Genomic DNA, 21913 nt, shown 5'->3' on the forward strand with positions numbered 1-21913 from the left:
GGAACAGGCAAGGTTACTTATGTCAGTAGAACTGCTGGTTAACGTTACTCCCTCTGAAACCCGGGTTGCGCTGGTCGAAAACGGCCTGCTGCAGGAAGTGCATGTCGAGCGTCAGGCCAAGCGCGGCATTGTGGGCAATATCTACAAAGGCAAGATCAGTCGGGTGCTGCCCGGTATGCAGGCGGCATTCGTCGATATCGGCATGGACAAGGCCGCTTTTCTCCATGCCTCCGATATCGTGCCCCACACCGAATGTGTGGCAGTCAAAGAGAAAGAGCAGTTCCAGGTCGGCAACATCGCCGAGCTGGTGCGCCAGGGTCAGGACATCATGGTGCAGGTGGTGAAAGATCCTCTCGGTACCAAGGGGGCCCGTCTCACTACCGATATCACCCTGCCATCCCGCTATCTGGTCTTTATGCCGGGCAGTGCCCACGTCGGCGTCTCCCAGCGTATCGAATCCGAAGGGGAGCGGGAGCGACTCAAGCGCACCGTGGCCAGCTATGTAGATGATCTGGGTGGCTACATCATCCGTACCGCCGCCGAAGGGGTGGGTGAGCAGGAGCTGGAGCAGGATGCTGCCTTCCTCAAGCGACTGTGGCGCAAGATCCTCGAGCGCAAGCAGAAGTATCCCCCTTGCAAGATCCTCTACGAGGATCCCAGTCTGGCGTTTCGAGTGGTGCGCGACTTTGTTGGCGCCGAGCTCGACAAGATCCGGGTCGATTCACGCCAGAGCTTCGATCAGCTCAAGCGCTTCACCGAGGAGTACGTGCCGGAGCTGGCCAACAAGCTGGAGTATTACTCTGGCGAGTCACCGATCTTCGATCTCTACGATGTGGAGAACGAGATCCAGCGGGCGCTGGAGCGCAAGGTAGAGTTGAAATCTGGCGGTTACATCATCATCGACCAGACCGAAGCCATGACCACGGTGGATATCAACACCGGCGCTTTCGTCGGCCATCGCAATCTGGAAGAGACCATCTTCAACACCAACGTCGAGGCAACGGCGGCCATTGCCCGTCACCTGCGCCTGCGCAACCTCGGCGGCATCATCATTCTCGATTTCATCGATATGCAGTCGGAAGATCACCGCCGTCGGGTGCTGCACAGTCTGGAGCAGGCGCTGTCCAAAGATCGCGCCAAAACCAACGTCAACGGCTTCTCCCAGCTCGGTCTGGTAGAGATGACCCGCAAGCGCACCCGCGAGAGTCTGGAGCATGTGCTCTGCTCGGAGTGCCCGGAGTGCAAGGGGCGTGGCCGGGTCAAGACGGTAGAGTCGGTCTGCTTCGAGATCCTGCGCGAGCTGATCCGGGTCAACCGTGCTTATGATGCGGATCAGTTCACCGTCTATGCGGCGCCAGCCGTGGCCGATTATCTGCGTGGCGAAGAGTCCCACAGTCTGGCTGAGCTTGAGGTGTTCATCGGCAAGCAGGTGAGGGTGGTGAGCGAACCCCTCTGCGGTCAGGAGCAGTTTGACGTGGTGATGATGTAATTGGTCTATCGCTGGCTGAGTCGGGGCTGGTTTGCCTTGGGAATCCTGTTCGTACTGTTGGCCATGATGGTCACCCTGGTGCGGGTCGGGGGTCCTTTGCTGAACCAATACCGGGAGAGTCTGATCCACACTCTGCTGGGGGATTCACAACTCAAGGTCAGCGTAGGTCAGGTGGGACTGGACTGGACACAGTCCGGCCCTGCGCTCGAACTGCAACAACTCACCATCGCCCCGGATTCGGGGCGCTTTACTGTTCAGCTCGGCAAAGCCTGGGTGCATCTCGACTTCTGGCGCACCCTCAATCAGCTCAAGCCGGTGTTTGGCGAGCTGATCCTCAGTGATGGGGATATCACCCTCGATTTCAGCCAGCCAGCCAATAGCCGCGAGCCCGAGGGCGACGCGCAGCAAGGTGCCCTGCTGCGCTTTCTGCTGACCCAGCTCGCCACCTTCGATGTACATAACACCCGTCTTAGTGTCACCACCTCCGTTGGTGATTTGCGCGCCCTTGATATTGCCCAACTGCGCTGGCAGAACCGCGGCAAACGCCATCAGGGGGTCGGCAAGGCCTACCTGATCAACGGGGTGGGCGAAAGCACCATCGATCTGATCCTGGATGTGGACGCGCCGACCGCCCGGCTCGACCGCCTCAAGGGGCAGCTCTATCTGGGCGCTCGCCAGCTCGATATCAGCCCCATTCTTGCCAAAATTCATGCCGGTGAGCCGAAACTGGCGGGCCAGATCGATTTTCAGCTCTGGAGCGAGTTTGATCACGGCAAGCTGGGCAACACCTTGCTGGAATTTGGCAACAATTACCTGATTTGGAAGGATCTCAAGGATCAGGGACTGCATCGTCTCGGGCTGGATGGTGGCAAGATCCAGTTGCGCCGTGATGGCCAGAACTGGCAGTTGGCCAGCCACGATGTGATTTTCAAGCTGGATGACAAGCCCTGGCTACATAGCCGGTTGCAGCTGGAGCGGGTCGGCGAGCGGGTGCAAGGCTATGTGCCGCAGATCGATCTCGATCAGATCGCCCAGCTGAGTCAGTTGGTCTCCGGCATTTATCCCGCCCAGAGTGAGCTGCTCAAGCAGAGCAAGCCCAAGGGCAAGCTGACCGATTTGACCCTGCAGGCGGATGCCGACTGGCAGGATCTCTCCCTCAGCGGCCAGATCGCCCATGTGAGCCTGAACGCCTGGCACGATGTGCCCGGTTTTGGCGATCTCAACGGTGAGTTCTGGCTGACCCCCAAGGGGGGCAGCGCCAGCGTGGCACTGCTCAACGACAAGCTGGATCCGGCCCGCCATTTCAAGGAGCCGATCCCGGTGGATCGCTTCTCGGCCCGCCTCGACTGGTGGCGTGAGGCGCAAGGCTGGGTGCTCTATGGTCAGGATATCGCGCTGGATAACCCGGACCTGACCCTGGCCAGCCGCTTTCGGCTCGATCTGTTCGAACACCCCTTTCTGGCCCTGACCGGCCGCATCGACGTGAAGAACGCGGGCAACGCGGATCGCTACTACCCGTTACAAGTGATGGACAAGGGGCTGGTGGACTACCTGAGCGGTGCGCTCAAGGGTGGCAAGGCCAGGGGCGCTGACCTGCTCTGGTATGGCGAGTTCAGGGATTTCCCTTATGAGAAAGGCGAGGGCATCTTCCAGGTGGCGGTGCCCCTTGAGCAGGCCACCTACCAGTTCTTCCCCGGTTGGCAATCGCTGACTGACCTGCAGATCGATCTGCTGTTCCAGAACGCCAGTCTCGATATGCACAGCCGCTCCACCCAGCTCGGCAAGGCCAGCTCTGACTCGGTGCATGCCTGGATCCCGAGCCTCTCTCCCGGTGGCCATCTTTACGTGGATGCCAAGGTGCAGGGTGAGGGCCAAGCCATCAGTGACTACTTGCAGGATTCCCCGCTGGGCAGTTCGGTGGGACAGGCGCTGCGGGAGATCGAGATCCGCGGCCCGCTGGCCGGCTCGGTCAAGCTCGATATTCCCCTTGATGGCGAGAGCGAAGTGAAGGCGAGCGGCGATGCCACCTTCAGCAACAACAAGGTGCGGGTCGCCAGTCTGGATCTGCCGCTAGAGCAGGTGCAGGGACGCCTTGAATATGACAACGAGCAGACCCGTTTCAGCAATCTCAAGGCGAGCCTGTGGAACCAGCCGCTGACCCTCAACTATCAGGGGCGCCAGCACCCGGATCGCTATCAGGTCGATCTCGACTTCAAAGGGCAGTGGGATAGCCGCCGCCAACCTGCCGCCATCTCCGCCTTCGGGGTGCTCAATGGCCGCAGTAACTGGGGCGGCAAACTGGGGTTGACCCTGCCCGACAGCAAGCCGCTGCGCTTCCAGCTGGCACTCGACTCCAACCTGCAGGGGATGGAGCTGGATCTGCCGTTGCCGCTGGCCAAGGCTGCCAGCAGCCGTCTGCCGCTCAAGGTGATCGCCCGTGGCCGGGAGGGCAGCGCCGACATTCGTGCCGTGCTGGGTGCCGATGTGGATATGCAGACCCGGCTGGTCTACGGCGAAGGGGTGCCATATCTCAGCCGGGTGCGGGTCGATGTGGGGCAGCCTGGCGCCCGGGTACTACGGGATGTGCCCATGCTGCTTGCCATCAACCAGCAGGAGGCTGACGTCGGTGGCTGGCTGGCGCGACTCAAGCAGTGGCTGCCAGCGCAGAATCAGACCGGCAATGCGGTTGTCGGCCCCGCCTTCCTGCCGCAGGAGTGGTGGGTGGATGGTCAGCTGGCCCGTGCTTATATCGGCAGCGCCACCCTCAAGGCGGCTCGCTTCACCGTGGGGCCGACCAATCAGGCGACCGAGGTGATGATCGACAGCCCCGACGTGATGGGGGTGATCCGCCTGCCTGCGGTGGCCAATCGCCCGGTGGATGCCAAGTTTGCCCGCATCCACTGGTCCGGCAAGAGTTCGGATCTCAGCCCGGATCCCGATGCGAAGCAGGACAACGCCATCATGGCCTCCATCCCCTGGCTGCAGGTGAGCTGTGTCGATTGCCGCTTTGGCGAGCTGCCGCTCGGCGAAGTGAAAGGGGAGCTGGTGCCCGGTGCCAACAAGGTGACCCTCAAGGGGCTGGATGTGCGGCTGGCGGGCAGTCAACTGACCGGCAGCGTCGACTGGCTGGCCGATGGCAACCGGATGCAGACCCGGGCCCGTGGCAAGCTGACCAGCAACAACAGCGAGCTGCTGCTCAAGCGGCTCGGCTACACCTCGCCCATCGGCGATGCCCCCGGCTCCCTCGCCTTTGATCTCAACTGGCAGGATGTGCCCTATCGCCCGAGCCTGCCGACTCTGGGGGGAAGTGCCAACTATCAGCTGGAGGGCGGCACCCTGCGGGAGGTCAATGACAAGGGGGCGCGGCTGCTCTCCCTGCTTAGTCTCGACTCCCTGTTGCGCAAACTGCGCCTCGATTTTCGCGATGTGTTCGACAAGGGCTTCTACTTCGAATCCATGTCCGCCTCTGCCACCATCAAGCAGGGGCAGGTCAGCAATGATGACTTCTACATGAAGGGGGCGGCAGGTAATCTGCGCGGCGAGGGGATCGCCGATCTGGTGCGCTGGCAGCTCGACTACGAGCTGAGCTTCTCCCCCAATCTGGGGGGCACCCTGCCGGTAGTGGCGGCCTTCTCCATCACGCCGGTTACGGGCCTCTATGTGCTGGCCCTCTCCAAACTGCTGGAGCCGGTGGTGGATGTGGTGACCCGCATCGATTTTCGTATCTCGGGCCCGCTCGACGCACCCAAGCTGATCGAGGCGGGGCGAGATCGCGCTCGCATCAAGCTCAACCAGCAGCAGAAACAGGCGGTCGATGCGGCGGCGCCCACGTTGCCAGCCGCCACCCCTTTCTTGCTGAATCCACAACCGGGTAGCCCGCGCCAGCCCTGATGCTGGCGCCAACCTAACCTCGACCTGCTCACGCTCAAGGAGAGAGCCATGATCCGACATATTCTGCTGATCACCTTCAAGCCCGATGCACTCCCCGCTGATATTGCCGCCGTCAGGGCCGCCTTCCTCGCCATACCGGCCAAGGTCAGCGGCGTGACCGCCGTGGAGTGGGGGGAGAATGACAGCCCCGAAGGGAAGGATGACGGCTTTAGCCACAGCGTGCTGATGACCTTCGCCGACGAAGCGGCCCGCCAGCGCTATCTGCCCCATCCTGACCACGAGGCCCTCAAGGCCATTTTCCGCCCGGTGCTGGAGCGCATCATAGTGCTGGATTACACCCTGCAGGCGGGGGATGCTGTCACCCTCTGATGGCCCAAGCGACAAGGAGATAGTCATGTGGTTAGCCGCAATACAGCTGGTATCTGGCCGTCACTGGCAGGATAACCGGGAACAGATAGCCGCCGAACTGGCGGCCTTGCCAAACGAGCGGCCGCTGCTGGTGCTGCTGCCGGAGAACTTTGCCCTGTTTGGCGAGCGGCAGGGCTATCTGGATGGTGCCGAGGAGATCGGTGCTGGCCCCATCCAGCAGCAGCTGGCCGAGTGGGCCCGCGATTACGGCATCTGGCTGGTGGCGGGAGCCATGCCGACCACCATCGCAGGCTCCGACCATATCCACACCAGCTCGCTGGTGTTTGACCCAAGCGGTGAGCTCAAGGGCCACTACCACAAGATCCACCTGTTCGATGTGGATGTGGCGGACAATCACGGTCGCTATCGGGAGTCGGAAACCTTCAGTGCTGGTCAGGAGTGCGTGTTGGTGGACTCCCCCTTTGGTCCCCTCGGCCTTTCGATCTGTTATGATCTGCGCTTTCCCGAGCTCTACCGCCAGCTGACCCTTGCCGGTGCCCGCGTGTTGCTGGTGCCTGCCGCTTTTACCGCTGTGACTGGCGAGGCGCACTGGGAGCCGTTGCTGCGGGCCCGCGCCATCGAAAACCAGTGCTATGTGGTGGCTGCCAATCAGGGCGGTACTCACGAGACGGGGCGCCAGACCTGGGGCCACAGCATGGTGATCGACCCTTGGGGTCGAGTGCTGGCCTGTCAGAAGACAGGGCGTGGCACAGTGCTGGCGAAGCTGGAGCCAGGGCTGATCGACGAATTGAAACGCACCATGCCAGTGATGGAGCACGCTCGTTTGCTCTGAGGGTGTGGTGAAGAATTGAAACGCAGCCGTTTGCCGGTAGTGAACCATGCCCGGCTGCTGTGATTCCGGGGTGTTGATTGAGGTAGGGTGCAACAAGCGAAGCGCATTGCACCTGTGTCGATCTTGGGGTTGGCGGCGCCATTCACGGCGTTCATTGCACCCTGCGAATACGAACTGAACACCGGGCCACACCGGATGAATTAACCGTTACGACATCTCACCGCGAGATTGGAGAAGAAGATTGAGTCTATTGAGCCAGGTTAGTGCCTCCCTGTTGGCCCCGAATGATCTCGACGAAGGGCGACTGCAGCAACTGCTCGGCAGCCTGATGAGCCATCAGGTGGAGTTCGGCGACCTCTATTTCCAGCGCAGCTGGCACGAGTCCTGGATGCTGGAAGATGGCATCGTCAAGGATGGTAGCTACAACATCGATCAGGGGGTCGGGGTGCGTGCCGTCAGCGGCGAGAAGACCGGCTTCGCCTACTCGGACGAGCTGAGCCTGCTGGCCCTGCAACAGTCGGTGACTGCCGCCCGCGGCATTGCCGCTGCCGGTGCTCACGGCAAGGTGAAGGCGTGGGCTCGCACCGAAGCGAACCTGCTCTATCCAGCCATGGATCCGCTGCAGACCCTCGACAAGCACCAGAAGATCGCCCTGCTGGAGCAGATGGACAAGTTCGCCAGAAGTCTGGACCCTGCCATCAATCAGGTGATGGCCTCCATCAGCGGTGTTTATGAAGAGATCCTGGTGGCCGCCACCGATGGCACCCTGGCTGCCGATGTGCGTCCGTTGGTGCGCTTGTCGGTGACCGTGATCGCCGAGAAGGGGGATCGCCGCGAGCGCGGCAGTGCCGGTGGCGGTGGCCGCTTCGGTTACGACTGGTTCCTCGAACTGGACGGGCTGGAGAGCCGCGCCTTTGGTTATGTCCGCGAAGCGGTGCGTCAGGCACTGGTCAACATGGAGGCCATCGACGCCCCTGCCGGCACCATGCCGGTGGTGCTCGGTTCCGGCTGGCCCGGCGTGCTGCTGCACGAGGCGGTGGGCCACGGTCTGGAGGGGGATTTCAACCGCAAGGGATCTTCCGCGTTTGCCGGTCGCATCGGCGAGCAGGTGGCCTCCAAGCACTGCACCATCGTCGATGACGGCACCCTGCCGGGTCGGCGCGGCTCCGTCAGCATAGATGACGAGGGGACGCCGGGCGGCTACAACGTGTTGATCGAGAACGGCATCCTCAAGGGCTACCTGCAGGACAAGCAGAACGCTCGCCTGATGGGCGTGCCACTCACCGGCAACGGTCGCCGCGAATCCTACGCCGCCATGCCGATGCCGCGCATGACCAACACCTATATGCTGGCGGGTCAGTACGATCCGGCCGAGATCATCGCCTCGGTTAAGAAGGGCATTTATGCCCCCAACTTCGGTGGCGGTCAGGTGGACATCACCTCCGGCAAGTTTGTCTTCTCCGCCTCTGAGGCCTACCTCATCGAGGATGGCAAGATCACCACCCCTATAAAGGGTGCCACTTTGATCGGCAATGGCCCGGAGGCGATGAGCCAGGTCTCCATGGTGGGGTGTGACCTTGCGCTGGATCGCGGGGTCGGCATCTGCGGCAAAGAGGGGCAGAGCGTGCCGGTCGGTGTCGGCCAGCCCACCCTCAAACTGGACCAGCTCACCGTGGGCGGCACGTCGTAGGTTGGGTTAGCCGCGCAGCGGCGTAACCCGACGCAATCAAACCCCGGCCATGTGCCGGGGTTTTGCTATTTAGCGGATGGCAGGCAACAAAAAGCCCCGGTCAGTTGGCCGGGGCTGGCGGAGTAATCGGTATCAGTTGACGGAGATGGCGCGGGCGTCGATGAAGTAGCGGGCGTTACCCAGTTTGTCGATCTGGATTTTGGCAACCAGCTGCTCTTGATCTTTATATTCCCAGCGCTGTTCGATCTTGGCGAGAGATGGGCTCGCAATCCCCACCACGTTCAGGTATTCGTGAAACAGGCTATGGCTTCCTATTTCGGTCAGCATTTTATCCATCTGCATACTCTCCTGAAATTGAGTGGGTATTCACCAACAAACCTATCAGCGTCCGTCTGAATATAGTCTGTATGAAAAACAAGCTAACTCATCTGTGTGTCAATAACATGATCAGGAACAAGATCAGTGCAGATCGTCAGGGACTTTTTGACACCGTTTTCAATCAGCGCTGGCGTGCTTCTGCGGCAACTGATCAAACGCGCTGGAAACCTGCGGTAGCGCCGGTGCGGTTTGCACGGCCTGGCCGCCGTGGAAGACCGGATCCTGTGCCACTTCCTTGATGCCATTGATACAAAATTGCATGCCCATGCAAACCAGCAGGAAACCCATGATGCGGGTCATGGCGTCGATGCCGGTGGCGCCGAGGATCTTGCAGACCGGATCCGCCAGCTTCAAGACGCCCCAGCTGATGAGGCTCATCAGGGCAAACGCCGTTACTACACCTCCGTAGATGGTGAGGCGGTTGTACTCGTCAGGCAGCTCGGCAATCTGGGCGGCACCGCTTATTACCAGCGCCATGGTGCCCGGTCCGCACATGCTTGGCATGGTGAGCGGCACAAAGGCGATGCTCTGGTTGATATCGACTCCGCTTTGCTGGCTGGGGGCGGGGAACAGCATGCGAAAGCCGATGAAGCCGATGATGAGGCCACCGGCCAGTCGCAAGCCCGGGATGGAGATCCCGAACAGATCCAGGATCGAGGATCCGATAAAGAAGGTGATGCAGAGGGTGCAGAACAGATAGATGGCGGCCAGGTTGACCTGACGGCGCACGTGTTCGCGCGACATCCCCTTGCTCAGCCCCAGCAGCAGGGTGGCCGTGGTGGGCGGGTTGACCATGGGCAGTAGCGCCAGCAAGGCGAGAAAGACGACCTGAAAAAACATGTTGAGCCTCGGATAACAGGGATGGATGGGGAGCCTTGAATCAGGTGCTCGCCTGACTCAAGAGGGAGGCTATCTTATGTTGGCCAGGGTGAACACAAGCCGTACAACAATTTCTGATTAACCCGAGGTTTGCTGGCCACAGTGATGGGGTAAACCCGCCGGTGCGGCGAATTCACTTGCGAAGCCGAGGAGGGCATCCTGCCTGACCAGATAAGGGGATCCGTATCGCGGTCGTGCGGGTCGTCCGGTAGCAGAAAAGAAACAGCCCAGCAAGGCAGGCTTGCTGGGCTGTAGGTCAGACAGCGCTCAAAGTAGAGGAGTGTCTGTCGCGCGCAGTACGCGGTATTAGAGGGCGGCGATCTCGGCTTGCTGGGCTTCCAGCTTGGTCAGCTGGAGACGGTAATCTTCCAGCTTCTCGCGCTCTTTGGCGATGACCGCTTCCGGCGCCTTGGCGACGAAGGCTTCGTTGCCAAGTTTGCCTTCGATGCGGCCACACTCACCAACCAGCTTGGCCACTTCTTTGGCCAGACGGGCCAGTTCGGCGTCCTTGTCGATGAGACCGGCCATCGGGATCATCAGCTCGGTGGCACCGATCAGCTTCTTCACTGACAGGGGGGCCACTTCACCGTCCGCCAGCACGCGGATAGACTCCAGACGGGCCAGGGACTTGAGGAAGGCCTCGTTGTCACCGGCGCGCTGGGCATCTTTGGCATCGCACTTGAGCAGCACGTTCAGACCGACGCTGGGTGCTACGTTCACCTCGGCACGAATGTTACGCACCCCTTCGATGAACTCCTTCACCCACTCCTGATCCGCCATGGCGGTTTCGTCCACCTTGGCGGCGTCGAATTCCGGGAAGGCCTGAATCATGATGGTGTCGGCGTGCACGCCAGCCAGCGGTGCCACCGATTTCCAGATAGTCTCGGTGATGAACGGGATGATCGGGTGCGCCAGACGCAGCAGGGTTTCAAGGACGCTGACGAGGGTGTGGCGGGCAGCGCGCTGCTCAGCCTCGGAACCCTTGCCCAGTACCGGCTTGGTCAGCTCCAGATACCAGTCACAGAACTGGTTCCAGATAAATTCGTACAGCACGCCAGCGGCGATATCGAAACGATAGGTATCGAGGGCGGTACGGAAGTCACGGATGGCCACTTGCAGCTGGGACTGGATCCAGCGATCCGCCAGGCTGAACTGCATTTCGCCACCGGCAAAACCGCAATCCTGATCTTCGGTGTTCATCAGCACATAGCGGGAGGCGTTCCACAACTTGTTGCAGAAGTTGTTGTAGCCGTCCAGGCGCTTCATGTCCCAGTTGATGTCACGACCGGTAGAGGCCAGCGCTGCCAGCGTGAAGCGCAGGGCGTCGGTACCGTGTGCGTCGATCCCTTCCGGGAACTGCTTGGCGGTACGCTTGCCGATCTTCTCGGCCATCTGCGGCTGCATCATGTTGCCGGTGCGCTTCTCCAGCAGATCTTCCAGCGAGATGCCGTCGATCATGTCGAGAGGATCCAGCACGTTGCCCTTGGACTTGGACATCTTCTGGCCTTCTTCGTCACGGATCAGGCCAGTGATGTAGACGGTCTTGAACGGGACTTGCGGCTGGCCGTTTTCGTCCTTGATGAAGTGCATGGTCATCATGATCATCCGGGCAATCCAGAAGAAGATGATGTCGAAGCCGCTCATCAGCACGTCGGTCGGGTGGAAGGTCTTGAGTGCCTCGGTGTTGTTCGGCCAGCCCAGGGTGGAGAAGGTCCACAGGGCGGAGCTGAACCAGGTGTCGAGCACGTCTTCGTCCTGACGCAGGGTGGTCACGGACGGGATGCTGTGCTTGGCACGCACTTCCGCCTCGTCACGGCCCACGTAGACATTGCCGGCGTCGTCATACCAGGCCGGGATGCGGTGACCCCACCACAGCTGACGGGAGACACACCAGTCCTGAATGTCGCGCATCCAGGAGAAGTACATGTTTTCGTACTGCTTCGGCACGAACTGGATGCGGCCATCTTCCACCGCTTCGATGGCGGTCTTGGCCATCGGTGCCACGCGCACGTACCACTGGTCGGTCAGCATCGGCTCGATGGGCACGCCGCCGCGATCGCCGTAGGGCTGTTGCAGTACGTGATCCTTGATTTCGGCCAGCAGGCCCAGCTCATCCAGCTTGGCCACGATGGCTTTGCGGGCGGCGAAGCGCTCCAGACCGGCGAACTCGGCTGGCAGGGCGGCGTCGTAGGCGGTGCAAGGGTTGCCGTTGGTGTCGACCACTTCGGCCTCGGCACGCACATGGGCGTCCAAGGTAAAGATGTTGATCATCGGCAGGCTGTGGCGCTTGCCGACTTCGTTATCGTTGAAGTCGTGGGCCGGGGTGATCTTCACACAACCGGTGCCCTTCTCCATGTCGGCGTGTTCATCGGCGACGATGGGGATCAGACGGTTCACCAGCGGCAGCAGGATGTGCTGGCCAATCAGCGCCTTGTAGCGTGGGTCTTCCGGGTTCACTGCCACGGCGGTATCGCCCAGCATGGTCTCCGGACGGGTGGTGGCGACGATCAGGTGATCCTGACCTTCGGCGGTCTTGGCACCGTTGGCCAGCGGATAGCGAAGGTGCCACATGTGGCCCTTGATCTCGCGGTTTTCCACTTCCAGATCGGAGATGGCGGTGTTGAGTTTCGGATCCCAGTTCACCAGACGCTTGCCGCGGTACATCAGGCCATCTTCGTAGAGACGGACAAACACTTCCTGCACGGCGGCGGAGAGACCCTCATCCATGGTGAAGCGCTCACGCTCCCAATCCACCGAGTCGCCCAGACGGCGCATCTGGCGGGTGATGGTGCCACCGGACTCTTCCTTCCACTGCCAGATCTTGTCGATGAAGGCATCACGGCCGTAATCGTGGCGAGTCTTGCCCTCTTCTGCAGCGATCTTGCGCTCAACCACCATCTGGGTGGCGATACCGGCGTGGTCGGTGCCTGACTGCCACAGGGTATTCTTGCCCTGCATGCGGTTGTAGCGGATCAGGGTGTCCATCAGGGTCTGCTGGAAGGCGTGACCCATGTGCAGGCTGCCGGTGACATTCGGCGGCGGGATCATGATGCAGTAGGAGTCTTTGCTGGTGTCGCCGTGGGGCTTGAAGTAACCCTGGGATTCCCAGTGCTGATAGAGCGCCTGTTCGATGGCATTGTGATTAAAAGTCTTTTCCATGGTCTCGCCGTAATCTGGATGGATGGAGTCTGGTGTTGATTGTTTTTTAGATCAATAGCTTGCAGTCAGGGCTGCGCCGGATCCGGTGCGGCAAGGACGGGCTGCTCCCTCATCTCGAGGGTATGGCCTGCCTGGCGATAGTGCTTGTAGCGCTCGCGGGCTTGCTGCTTTTGAGTTTCATCAGTGGGGACAAAATCTACCACTTGAGCGAAGTGTCCTGCAAACAAAGGTGTCTGTCTGGCCAGATTGATGAGGCGGGCATAGCGCCGTTTCGGCGGCTGATAGCCAATTTCCACCGGTGCCATGCCGCTTTCACCCTGCAGTTGATGCGGTACGAAGCGCTCCGGTGGCAGTTGCCACAGCAGCTCGTCGAGGCGCAGGGCCTGGGCTTCATCGTCACACAACAGATAGAGATGGCCCGCGCCCCACGACTCGGCCGCCAGGGTACAGGCGAGCCGCTCGACCGCCGAGGCTTGCTCGTCATCCGGTTCGTTCATCAGGTAAAAGGTCACTTGGCTCATCAGGTGGATCCCGTTTTGCGGTGACGGACTATTGACCGCCGCAGAGGCTGACGGGGGATTTTCCCGTCTGCATCTCACTGAAACAACAATGAAACAAGGAAGAGGCAGGCCTCTTCCTTGTGGTTCAGGGTAACGCCAATCCTTCCGATGCAGCCATCGGAAGGGGCAGGGGAGTTACTCTTTCTCTTCAATGTCCACGCCAGCCCGGTTCAGCAGGAACTGGGTCAGCAGGGGCACCGGACGACCGGTGGAGCCTTTATCCTTGCCACTCTTCCAGGCGGTCCCGGCGATATCCAGGTGGGCCCAGTTGTACTTCTTGGTGAAGCGTGACAAGAAGGCGGCTGCGGTGATGGTACCGGCCGGACGACCGCCGATGTTGGCCATGTCGGCAAACGGGCTGTCGATCTGCTCTTGATACTCGTCAAACAGCGGCAAACGCCAGGCGCGATCGCCCGCCTGCTCGGAGGCGTTGAGCAGCTCGTGGGCCAGCGGGTTGTGGTTGGCCAGCAGACCCGAGGTGTGGTGACCCAGAGCGATGACACAGGCTCCGGTCAGGGTCGCCACATCGATCACTGTTTCCGGATCGAAGCGGTCGACATAGGTCAGCGCATCACACAGCACCAGACGACCTTCCGCATCAGTGTTGAGTACTTCGATGGTCTGGCCGGACATGGAGGTGAGGATGTCACCCGGGCGATAGGCGTTGCCACCGGGCATGTTTTCGCAGCCAGCCAGCACACCGATAACGTTGATCGGCAGTTGCAGCTGGGCCAGCGCATGCATGGTACCGAGCACGGAGGCGGCGCCACCCATGTCGTATTTCATCTCATCCATGCCATCGGCCGGCTTGATGGAGATGCCGCCGGAGTCAAAGGTCAGACCCTTGCCGACCAGTACGATGGGTTTGGCATCGGCGTTGCCCTTGTATTCGATGATGGCCATCATGGCTTCGTTATCAGAGCCGCGGGCCACCGCCAGATAGGAGTTCATGCCGAGTTCGGCCATCTCCTGCTCACCGATCACTTTGGTGGTGATGTTGTCGAAGGCATCGGCCAGACGACGGGCCTGGGAGGCCAGATAAGCCGGATTGCAGATGTTGGGCGGCATGTTCGCCACATCACGACAGACTCGCACACCCTTGGCTACTGCCAGACCGTGGGCGATGGCTTTTTCACCAATGGTCAGTTCCCGACGCGTCGACACGTTGAATACCAGCTTGCGCAGCGGGCGACGTGGTTCAGCTTTGTTGGTCTTGAACTGATCGAAACTGTAGAGGCCCGCCTTGGTGGTTTCTACCGCCTGGCGCACCTTCCAATAGGTATCCCGGCCCTTGACGTGCAACTCGGTCAGGAAGCAGACCGCTTCCATTGAGCCGGTTTCATTCAGGGTGGTGATGGTCTTGTTGATGATCTGCTTGTACTGGCGTTCGTCGAGTTCCCGCTCCTTGCCGCATCCGACCAGCAGTACGCGCTCGCTGAGCACGCCCGGTACTTGATGCAGCAGCAGCATCTGGCCTGGTTTCCCTTCCAGGTCGCCACGGCGCAGCAGCGAACTGATATAGCCATCGCTGATCTTGTCCAGTTGTTCGGCAACCGGAGAGAGGCGACGAGGCTCGAATACGCCGACCACGACGCAGGCGCTACGTTGCTTCTCAGGACTGCCACTCTTTACACTGAACTCCATGGAATCTCCTACATCCTAAAGACAAAAGGCACCTTTTATTGAATAATGCGGTGCTTGTTGGGGTATCAGAGGCGGAGCGAACAGCCACAGGCTCCGCAGTTCAAACTGGTAAAAATCCAATATACGGCCCTATTTTTCAGGCATTCGACTAAAAACACAAGTTTACTTGGGAATGACTGTGATCGTATTCCGATATTTGTTCAGGGAAACCCTGAAAACCCAGCTGGCAGTGCTCTTCGTATTGCTGCTTATCTTTGTCAGCCAACAATTTATCAAGATTATCGGTGATGCCGCCGATGGTGAGGTACCGACACGGCTGGTATCTACCTTGTTGCTGCTCAACTTGCCCAATATGGCGCTGTTGATGCTGCCAATCAGTCTCTTTTTAGCCATCTTGTTTGCCCACGGGCGTCTCTATGCCGAAAGCGAAATGACGGTGATGCATGCGGTGGGTTTCAGTCACCGTTTCGTGATGCGCAGCGCCATGGTGCTGGCGTTGCTGACTGCCGCCGTCGCCGCCTTCAACACCGGCTGGATCGCCCCGCAAGCCAAGGAGCGCGAGTATCAGGTGATCGACGAGTTCAAGGCGGATCCGGGGATCTCCTTCCTGCAGGCAGGCCGCTTTATGGAGCTCGACAAGGGGCGTCTGGTTGCCTATATCCAGGATTTGAACGAAAACGGTTCAAAACTGCAGAAAATCTTCGTATTGCAGCGGGCGGAGGGAAACAATCCCCCCTCGGTGGTGGTGGCGACTGAAGGGGTAGTGACCGTCGATGAGAACGGTCTGCAGTGGCTGACCCTCAAAGATGGCTCCCGCTACGAGGGCAACTTCTCCGGCAAGCAGTTCCAAGTCTCCGATTTTAGCGAATATGGTCTGGTGATCCGCCAGCAAGAGCTGGAGCGTTCCAACCGCAAGGCGGCGGCCAAACCGACTCTGGAGCTGTTCGGTACTCAGGACAACAGCATGATGGCGGAGCTGCAGTGGCGTCTGTCGCTGCCCCTCTCCATTCCGGTGCTGACTCTGCTGGTGGTACCGCTGGCGCGGGTTAACCCCCGTCAGGGGCGCTATGCCAAACTGCTGCCGGCTATCATGCTCTATCTCTCTTACTTCCTGCTGCTCAGTGCTGCCCGCTCGGCCATCGACAGCGGTCGGCTTCCCTACTGGCCGGGGATGTTCCTGGTGCCGCTCGGTTACCTGCTGTTGATCGGCTTGCCCCTCAATGTGCAGGGTACCAGCTGGTGGAACGGGGTGAAGGGCCGTTATTTCAACAGAAAATCAGCATGATGCTGCAACATAGGAACTTCTGCTGATGTTTGGCATTCTCGACAGATATATCGGTAGGGTCATTTTCATGTCGATCCTGCTGTGTGAAATCACCCTGGTTGGTCTGGCTGCGCTCATCAAGTATGTGGAGCAGCTCAAGTCGGTCGGGGAGGGCAACTATGACATGGTAAATGCCCTCTACTATGTGCTGCTCTCCATGCCCAAGGAGGCGGTGCTGTTCTTCCCGCTGGCGGCGCTGCTTGGCGGCCTGATCGGTTTAGGCCAGCTGGCGACCAGCTCCGAGCTGGTAGTGATGCAGGCGGCGGGCCGCTCCAAGATCAGTATCGTGATGGCCGCGCTCAAGACTGCTATTCCGCTGATGCTGCTGGTGGGGTTGATGGGTGAGTACGTGGCTCCTATCGCCAAGCGGATGGCGGATGATATCCGTGCCGGTGCCATCTCCGAGGGGCGATTGACGGTCTCCGCCTACGGGGTGTGGGCTCGCGATGGCAACAACTTCGTCAATATCAACGGGGTGCGCAATGATGGTGCTCTGACCGGCATCACCCTCTATCGCTTTACCCCCGAGCGCAAGTTGATTGATGTGGTACAGGCGCAAGAAGGGGTGTTTGATCAGCACCACTGGTTGCTCAAACAGACCTTGGTCACTCGCTTCGACGACCCTGCGCAGATCAACAGCGAGCAGCATGCCCAGATGGAGTGGAACTCCGAGCTGACCCCAAAACAGCTGGGGGTGGTGAGTATCGACCCTGAAAATCTCTCGGTCTCAGGTCTGCGTGACTACATAGGTTATCTGGACGCCAACAAGCAAGATGCCGGTCGTTACAAGCTGGAGATGTGGCGCAAGCTGCTGTCACCGCTCTCGGTGGTGGCGATGATCCTGCTGGCCTCTTCCTTCATCTTCGGCCCGTTGCGCTCGGTGAGCATGGGGGCGAGGATGCTGATGGGGATCATGACCGGCTTCGCCGTCTATGTCAGCGATCGGGTATTTGGTCCCGTCAGTCTGGTCTACGCGGTGCCGCCGATCCTGGCTGCCGTTGCCCCCAGCCTGCTGTTTGGCGGTATCTCTTTCTACATTCTCAGTCGCAAGCAGTAAGCCGTGACGCGGCCATGCAAAGAGGGCACCTGTTGGTGCCCTCTTTCGTTGCTACATTGCTTACGTTGCTACATTGATTCGGGATTACTTGTTTAGCATCTCCAGATTCTCTTGCTTGCTCAACACAATGACCTCGCACTCGGCCCAGATATCCTGGAAGGCGCGAGGTTGCTTGCGGTTGAACAGGCACATCAGGTTACCCAGCCCAAAGGCTGCGGTGGCAAGGCGGATCAGCGCCTGGGTGACACGGATATGGCTGCCATCCTCGTTCTGAATACGCAGGCGCCAGGCGCGCATGCCAATGGTTTGGCCAGCGCGGGTCCAGAACCAGGTGTAGAAACCGCAGACAACGAAGGCGAGCCAGAGGGTATAGATCAGGCTCAGGGGGTGGCGGGTCAGCAACCAGACCGTATCTTCGCCAGCCGGGACGCTGGCCAACCCGCTGACCAGCAGCAGTTTTGCCACTGCCATCCCGATAAAACCGGCGATGATGAGCAGGGAGGTCACGACCAGCGCATCATAGATCAGCGCGCCAATTCGTCGCAGCAGAGTGGCCGACGGGTATCGGGGGAGTGTGGGGGATTTTTGTTGGACTTGTTTAGGCTTGGCCATCGTTTTTATTCCATTAAGATGATGGCGGCATTCTATGTAACTGGCCCCGTATCGGCAAGGCGTTGAATAAATGAGCAAACGAGCGTATTCAATAGAAAAACCCCTTGCATGGCATCGCGCCATTCGTATAATCCCTCGCAGTTGCCCGGGTGGCGAAATCGGTAGACGCAGCGGATTCAAAATCCGCCGATGAATAATCGTGTCGGTTCGAGTCCGACCCCGGGCACCATATTACAGTTTCATGCCGTACCACGGCAGACCAGAAACCCGCATAGCGTAAAGCTTCGCGGGTTTTTTGTTATCTTGATTTTTTCAGACAGCCCTTAACGGGCCCCGCTAATGTCCGCGAAATAGGCGCGACGGGCGGTTGTCAACGCAGCCTTGGCCGCATCGGTGCTGACGTGATGATGCCCCGCCAAGCGTTCCAGTAGGTCACACAGCAGGCGTTCATCAGGAAAAAGGTAAGGGCCGCCACGCACCGTGCGTGGTGTCTGGTTCAGGCGCTGGTCAAAATCTGCAGCTTGTTCCTGATTATTGGGCAGGCAACCTTGCTCGCTTACCGCTATCCGGCAAACCTGTACGACATCAGTGATATGGGCCTGAACGCTGCGGTCTGACCCCGTCACAAAGTGAAATGGGCTCAATTGCTCCAGCAACGGCGGCAGCAGTTGTTCAGCCTGCTGATCGTTCATTAGCTCCAGGTCGGTCAACGACCATATCAAATGGTTGATCAATCGCTCGTAAAAGCAGTGAAGTAGTGTTTCTCCTTCGCCTTTTTTAAATCCCCACAGCACCATGGCAAAGCGACTCTGCTGCTCCATTGCAACCCACACCCGCTGACGAGCAATGGTGACTTGATGTAAATGCCAGTGCATAGCGTTCACGTCGTTCAGGACTGTGGGCGAGGGGGCTGGGCTGATCCAGCTCTCTCTCTTGCCTTTACGGGTGATACTCAAGCCTTCAGCTGCCGCTTGCGAACAATGAAATAACAACATAGATAACTCCCCTCATGCAGCTGCGACGATCTTCTCGACATTATTGTGTTACAGGTGTGGCTGTTTCTCTATCTGGCATAAGATCAGAGACATATGTCAGCGGGTTAGCCTACAGTCTGCTTCTGTTCAATTTCAAGCCTCTGCCGAAAAGGCTGTTTTCCACTGCAACGGGGCGCATAGTTGCAGCGTGACTCGCGACGAGGATAAAGGTAAGCAGGTGTGTATTGATGTGGGGTTAATGTGGTCCATGGCACTCCCCCTGCAGTGGGGTGCTGCCGGGTAATGATTGATGCGCGGTGTGCGGCGTTGCACGGGATGAGGGGAGGCAAAATGACCAAGGGCGGTAGCCCGCCCTGGTGAGGGTGAGTGGAGCGGTAATATCAGCTGGCGGTCGCCCCACTCGGGGCGGTTTTATTTTGTAGCTTTTGCTGATAGCGCAGGTCTTCTTCTATGGTGACCACGACCTCCAGTGGCTTGCCGGAGCGGAATACCGAGATAGTCAGTTTGGTACCGGGGCGACTTTCGACAATCTTGTCCATGGCACTGCGCACGCCGTTGATGGCTTCTCCATCGATCTTGAGCAGCACATCCCCTCGCTGCAGACCACCTTTGGCCGCAGGGCCGTTGGGATCCAGACTTTCAACCACCAGACCGCGCAGGTCGCCGAGGTTCATCATCCGCGCGACGATTGGGTTGATCTCGACGCTGGAGACCCCGAGATAACCGCGGATCACCCGGCCGTTGGCGATCAGCTCATCCATGATCCGTTTCGCCAGCCGGTAGGGGATGGCGAAGCTGATGCCGTAGCTCTCCTGATTACCGTTGAGGTGATAGGTGGCGGTGTTGATGCCCACCAGATCGCCACGGCCGTTGACCAAGGCGCCACCCGAGTTCCCCTCGTTGATGGCTGCATCGGTTTGCAGCAGGTCCTGACGGCCATTGCTGTCTGGGCCCATGCTGGAGAGGCCGGTACGGCCGGTGGCGCTGATGATGCCTTGGGTAATGGTCTGGCCGACGTTATAGGGATTACCGATGGCGAGCACCACATCCCCCACTTCTGGCAGCCGTTCCGGGTCTTGCGGGATCACCGGCAGGTCATCTGATTCGATATAGAGCACCGCGAGATCGGTGAGCTGATCGGTGCCGACCAGTTCGGCGCTGAACACCCTGCCATCTTGCAGTGCCACTATGACCTGATCGGCATCGGCAATGACGTGGTAGTTGGTCAGCACATAGCCGCGCTGGTTCATGATGACGCCGGACCCCAGCCCCTGTGGGCGCAGCTCTCCCTGATTGCCCTGATTGGGGGCAAAGCTGCGAGTATAGATGTTAACGACGGCTGGACCTGCCCGATGGGCGGCGTAAGAGAAGCTTAATTCACGGGCATTGGTGATGATGCCGGGCAGTTGGGCACCACCGCGAAAATGGGGAAACAGCAGCAACAGCAGCGCAGCGACGGTCAAACCAAAACCGACAGACTTGCCCAAGTAACTGACTAAAGGGGGGATTTTCATTTGATTCTCATCCGGACAGGCAGCGGGCAGAGAATAACACTATCGATGGATAAAAATCACCCGCGGTGAAGGCCGCGGGTGATGGAGGAGTTGGCGAACAACCAGAGTGCTAGCGGATCACCAGATAGAGCGAGGAGTCACCACGCTGGATGTTCAGCGCCAGCACGTCAGGCTTGTTCTTCAGCGCCTTGGTCAGATCGCCCAGAGCGTTGATGCGCAAGCGGTTCACTCCGATGATGATATCGCCTTTCTGCAAGCCGGAGGCGGCGGCAGGTGAGCGGGGATCAATGTCTGTCACCGCAACGCCGGAGACCGGGTCAGTGGTGGTGCTGAGCTTGGCCCCTTCCAGTGCCGGGTGGAGCGCGCTGGCACGCACTTCAGTGTCATCGGCCTGTTTCAGGGTCACCTTGACACTCTGTGCCTTGCCGTCGCGGATCAGGCCCAGCTCGACTTGCTTGCCAGCGCCCATGGTGGCGATCTTGGCACGCAACTCCCCGAAGGAGCGAACCGCTTTACCATCGATGCTGATGATGATGTCACCCGCCTTGATCCCGGCTTTATCTGCCGATGATCCGGGCATGACCTGATTAACGAAGGCGCCATCCTTCTTGTTGTAGCCGAAGGTTTTAGCGATGTCGGAGGTCAACTCGGTGCCGGTAATGCCCAACTGGCCACGCCGTACTTCGCCGAACTTGACGATCTGCTCGGTGAGATCCCGCACCATATTTGACGGGATGGCAAAGCCGATGCCGATGTTGCCGCCGTTAGGGCCCAGGATAGCGGTGTTGATACCGATCAGCTCGCCACGCAGGTTGAGCAGGGCACCGCCCGAGTTACCGGAGTTGATGGCCGCATCGGTCTGGATGAAGTTCTCCAGATTTTCGATGTTGAGGCCGCTACGGCCCAGTGCGCTGACGATCCCCGAGGTCACGGTCTGACCCAGACCAAAGGGATTGCCGATCGCCAGGGCATAGTCACCGACCCGCAGTTCGTCTGAGTCGGCAAACTTGATCTGCACCAGATCCTCGGCCTTGATTTGCAGCAGGGCGATATCGGACTGCTTGTCTTCACCGATCTTCTTGGCCGCATATTCACGACCATCCTTGAGGTTGACCTTGATCTCGTCCGCTTCGTGAACCACGTGGGCGTTAGTGATCACATAACCTTTCTTGGCATCGACGATGACACCTGAGCCCAGCGCCTGGAACGGCTGTTCGCTCACCTGCTCATCGGGCATGTTGGGGCCGAAGAAGAATTTGAACTGTTCCGGCAGGCGTTGGCGGGTAATTTTTTTGCCAGAGACCGAGATATTGACCACCGCCGGTGTGACCTGTTCGAGAACAGGCGCCAAGCTTGGCATCTCCTGATTTGAACCTAACAGGGAAGGCAGAGCAGCCTGTGCAGGAGCCGCAGACATGGCGATACCGACACTGAGGGCTAGCACACTGAGCAAGGAAAGAGGTTTACGCATATGAAAAACAGCTCCCAGAAAAAGTTGCGTTGCAATCGTCAAGGTCAGA

General features: G+C 59.5%; 16 protein-coding genes and 1 tRNA gene. 8 read left to right on the plus strand and 9 right to left on the minus strand.

Features of this window, described 5'->3' with window-relative positions; translation table 11 throughout:
* The first annotated feature begins 19 nt into the window (after positions 1–19).
* From rng to tldD, 5 genes are all read left to right on the plus strand, one after another.
* Complete coding sequence (gene rng / locus ACY8FN_RS05390; RefSeq protein WP_042019644.1) at positions 20–1489, plus strand: ribonuclease G; 1470 nt, start codon at positions 20–22, stop codon at positions 1487–1489.
* Positions 1490–5380 (plus strand): YhdP family protein, encoded by a 3891-nt coding sequence (locus ACY8FN_RS05395; protein ID WP_463099422.1) that lies wholly within the window; start codon positions 1490–1492, stop codon positions 5378–5380.
* A 48-nt stretch (positions 5381–5428) separates the two neighbouring features.
* Entirely contained in the window at positions 5429–5749 is a 321-nt protein-coding gene (locus tag ACY8FN_RS05400; protein WP_463099423.1) for a Dabb family protein, read from the plus strand.
* Between the two features lie 25 nt (positions 5750–5774).
* Positions 5775–6581, plus strand: a complete 807-nt coding sequence (locus ACY8FN_RS05405) for a carbon-nitrogen hydrolase family protein (protein WP_463099424.1) — start codon at positions 5775–5777, stop codon at positions 6579–6581.
* A 241-nt stretch (positions 6582–6822) separates the two neighbouring features.
* The gene (tldD, locus tag ACY8FN_RS05410) at positions 6823–8271 is read left to right on the plus strand and encodes a metalloprotease TldD (protein WP_172954031.1); all 1449 of its coding nucleotides are present in this window, start codon (positions 6823–6825) and stop codon (positions 8269–8271) included.
* A 132-nt stretch (positions 8272–8403) separates the two neighbouring features.
* Here the strand turns inward: tldD and ACY8FN_RS05415 are convergent, their stop codons facing one another.
* From ACY8FN_RS05415 to pepA, 5 genes are all read right to left on the minus strand, one after another.
* Positions 8404–8607, minus strand: coding sequence for a hypothetical protein (locus ACY8FN_RS05415; RefSeq protein WP_042019766.1), 204 nt, complete (start codon positions 8605–8607; stop codon positions 8404–8406).
* Between the two features lie 159 nt (positions 8608–8766).
* Complete coding sequence (locus tag ACY8FN_RS05420; RefSeq protein ID WP_463099425.1) at positions 8767–9489, minus strand: MarC family NAAT transporter; 723 nt, start codon at positions 9487–9489, stop codon at positions 8767–8769.
* Between the two features lie 345 nt (positions 9490–9834).
* A complete protein-coding gene (locus ACY8FN_RS05425; protein WP_068978364.1) occupies positions 9835–12687 on the minus strand; it encodes a valine--tRNA ligase in 2853 nt (950 codons plus the stop codon).
* Positions 12688–12752: 65 nt separating this feature from the next.
* Positions 12753–13208 (minus strand): DNA polymerase III subunit chi, encoded by a 456-nt coding sequence (locus ACY8FN_RS05430; protein WP_098971001.1) that lies wholly within the window; start codon positions 13206–13208, stop codon positions 12753–12755.
* A 174-nt stretch (positions 13209–13382) separates the two neighbouring features.
* Positions 13383–14891, minus strand: a complete 1509-nt coding sequence (gene pepA, locus ACY8FN_RS05435) for a leucyl aminopeptidase (RefSeq protein ID WP_042019624.1) — start codon at positions 14889–14891, stop codon at positions 13383–13385.
* A 172-nt stretch (positions 14892–15063) separates the two neighbouring features.
* On the opposite strand from pepA, the gene lptF reads away from it, so the two are divergent.
* Complete coding sequence (lptF, locus tag ACY8FN_RS05440; RefSeq protein ID WP_463099426.1) at positions 15064–16176, plus strand: LPS export ABC transporter permease LptF; 1113 nt, start codon at positions 15064–15066, stop codon at positions 16174–16176.
* Positions 16177–16201: 25 nt separating this feature from the next.
* Positions 16202–17272 (plus strand): LPS export ABC transporter permease LptG, encoded by a 1071-nt coding sequence (lptG, locus tag ACY8FN_RS05445; RefSeq protein WP_101326145.1) that lies wholly within the window; start codon positions 16202–16204, stop codon positions 17270–17272.
* A gap of 84 nt (positions 17273–17356) precedes the next feature.
* On the opposite strand, the gene ACY8FN_RS05450 is transcribed toward lptG, so the two are convergent.
* On the minus strand, positions 17357–17884 hold the full coding sequence (locus ACY8FN_RS05450) for an RDD family protein (protein ID WP_139719142.1): 528 nt from the start codon (positions 17882–17884) through the stop codon (positions 17357–17359).
* 143 nt (positions 17885–18027) lie between these two features.
* Between ACY8FN_RS05450 and ACY8FN_RS05455 the strand changes: the two genes are divergently transcribed.
* Positions 18028–18113: transfer RNA gene (locus ACY8FN_RS05455), tRNA-Leu, on the plus strand.
* 94 nt (positions 18114–18207) lie between these two features.
* Here the strand turns inward: ACY8FN_RS05455 and ACY8FN_RS05460 are convergent.
* From ACY8FN_RS05460 to ACY8FN_RS05470, 3 genes are all read right to left on the minus strand, one after another.
* Complete coding sequence (locus tag ACY8FN_RS05460) at positions 18208–18879, minus strand: DUF6933 domain-containing protein (protein WP_438579850.1); 672 nt, start codon at positions 18877–18879, stop codon at positions 18208–18210.
* A 380-nt stretch (positions 18880–19259) separates the two neighbouring features.
* The gene (gene degS / locus ACY8FN_RS05465) at positions 19260–20393 is read right to left on the minus strand and encodes an outer membrane-stress sensor serine endopeptidase DegS (protein ID WP_068978369.1); all 1134 of its coding nucleotides are present in this window, start codon (positions 20391–20393) and stop codon (positions 19260–19262) included.
* 109 nt (positions 20394–20502) lie between these two features.
* Positions 20503–21864: a Do family serine endopeptidase gene (locus ACY8FN_RS05470; protein WP_101320274.1), complete on the minus strand. Its 1362-nt coding sequence runs from the start codon at positions 21862–21864 to the stop codon at positions 20503–20505.
* Positions 21865–21913 lie beyond the last annotated feature (49 nt).

The sequence above is a fragment of the Aeromonas sp. 160P genome, assembly GCF_055193095.1.

What these genes read in the sequence shown, in the direction of transcription:
- rng (WP_042019644.1), top strand. Translation starts at nt 20, where the DNA reads ATGTCAGTAGAACTGCTGGTTAACGTTACTCCCTCTGAAACCCGGGTT.
- ACY8FN_RS05400 (WP_463099423.1), top strand. Translation starts at nt 5,429, where the DNA reads ATGATCCGACATATTCTGCTGATCACCTTCAAGCCCGATGCACTCCCC.
- ACY8FN_RS05405 (WP_463099424.1), top strand. Translation starts at nt 5,775, where the DNA reads ATGTGGTTAGCCGCAATACAGCTGGTATCTGGCCGTCACTGGCAGGAT.
- ACY8FN_RS05415 (WP_042019766.1), bottom strand. Translation starts at nt 8,607, where the DNA reads ATGGATAAAATGCTGACCGAAATAGGAAGCCATAGCCTGTTTCACGAA.
- ACY8FN_RS05420 (WP_463099425.1), bottom strand. Translation starts at nt 9,489, where the DNA reads ATGTTTTTTCAGGTCGTCTTTCTCGCCTTGCTGGCGCTACTGCCCATG.
- ACY8FN_RS05425 (WP_068978364.1), bottom strand. Translation starts at nt 12,687, where the DNA reads ATGGAAAAGACTTTTAATCACAATGCCATCGAACAGGCGCTCTATCAG.
- ACY8FN_RS05430 (WP_098971001.1), bottom strand. Translation starts at nt 13,208, where the DNA reads ATGAGCCAAGTGACCTTTTACCTGATGAACGAACCGGATGACGAGCAA.
- pepA (WP_042019624.1), bottom strand. Translation starts at nt 14,891, where the DNA reads ATGGAGTTCAGTGTAAAGAGTGGCAGTCCTGAGAAGCAACGTAGCGCC.
- lptF (WP_463099426.1), top strand. Translation starts at nt 15,064, where the DNA reads ATGACTGTGATCGTATTCCGATATTTGTTCAGGGAAACCCTGAAAACC.
- lptG (WP_101326145.1), top strand. Translation starts at nt 16,202, where the DNA reads ATGTTTGGCATTCTCGACAGATATATCGGTAGGGTCATTTTCATGTCG.
- ACY8FN_RS05450 (WP_139719142.1), bottom strand. Translation starts at nt 17,884, where the DNA reads ATGGCCAAGCCTAAACAAGTCCAACAAAAATCCCCCACACTCCCCCGA.
- ACY8FN_RS05460 (WP_438579850.1), bottom strand. Translation starts at nt 18,879, where the DNA reads ATGTTGTTATTTCATTGTTCGCAAGCGGCAGCTGAAGGCTTGAGTATC.
- degS (WP_068978369.1), bottom strand. Translation starts at nt 20,393, where the DNA reads ATGAAAATCCCCCCTTTAGTCAGTTACTTGGGCAAGTCTGTCGGTTTT.
- ACY8FN_RS05470 (WP_101320274.1), bottom strand. Translation starts at nt 21,864, where the DNA reads ATGCGTAAACCTCTTTCCTTGCTCAGTGTGCTAGCCCTCAGTGTCGGT.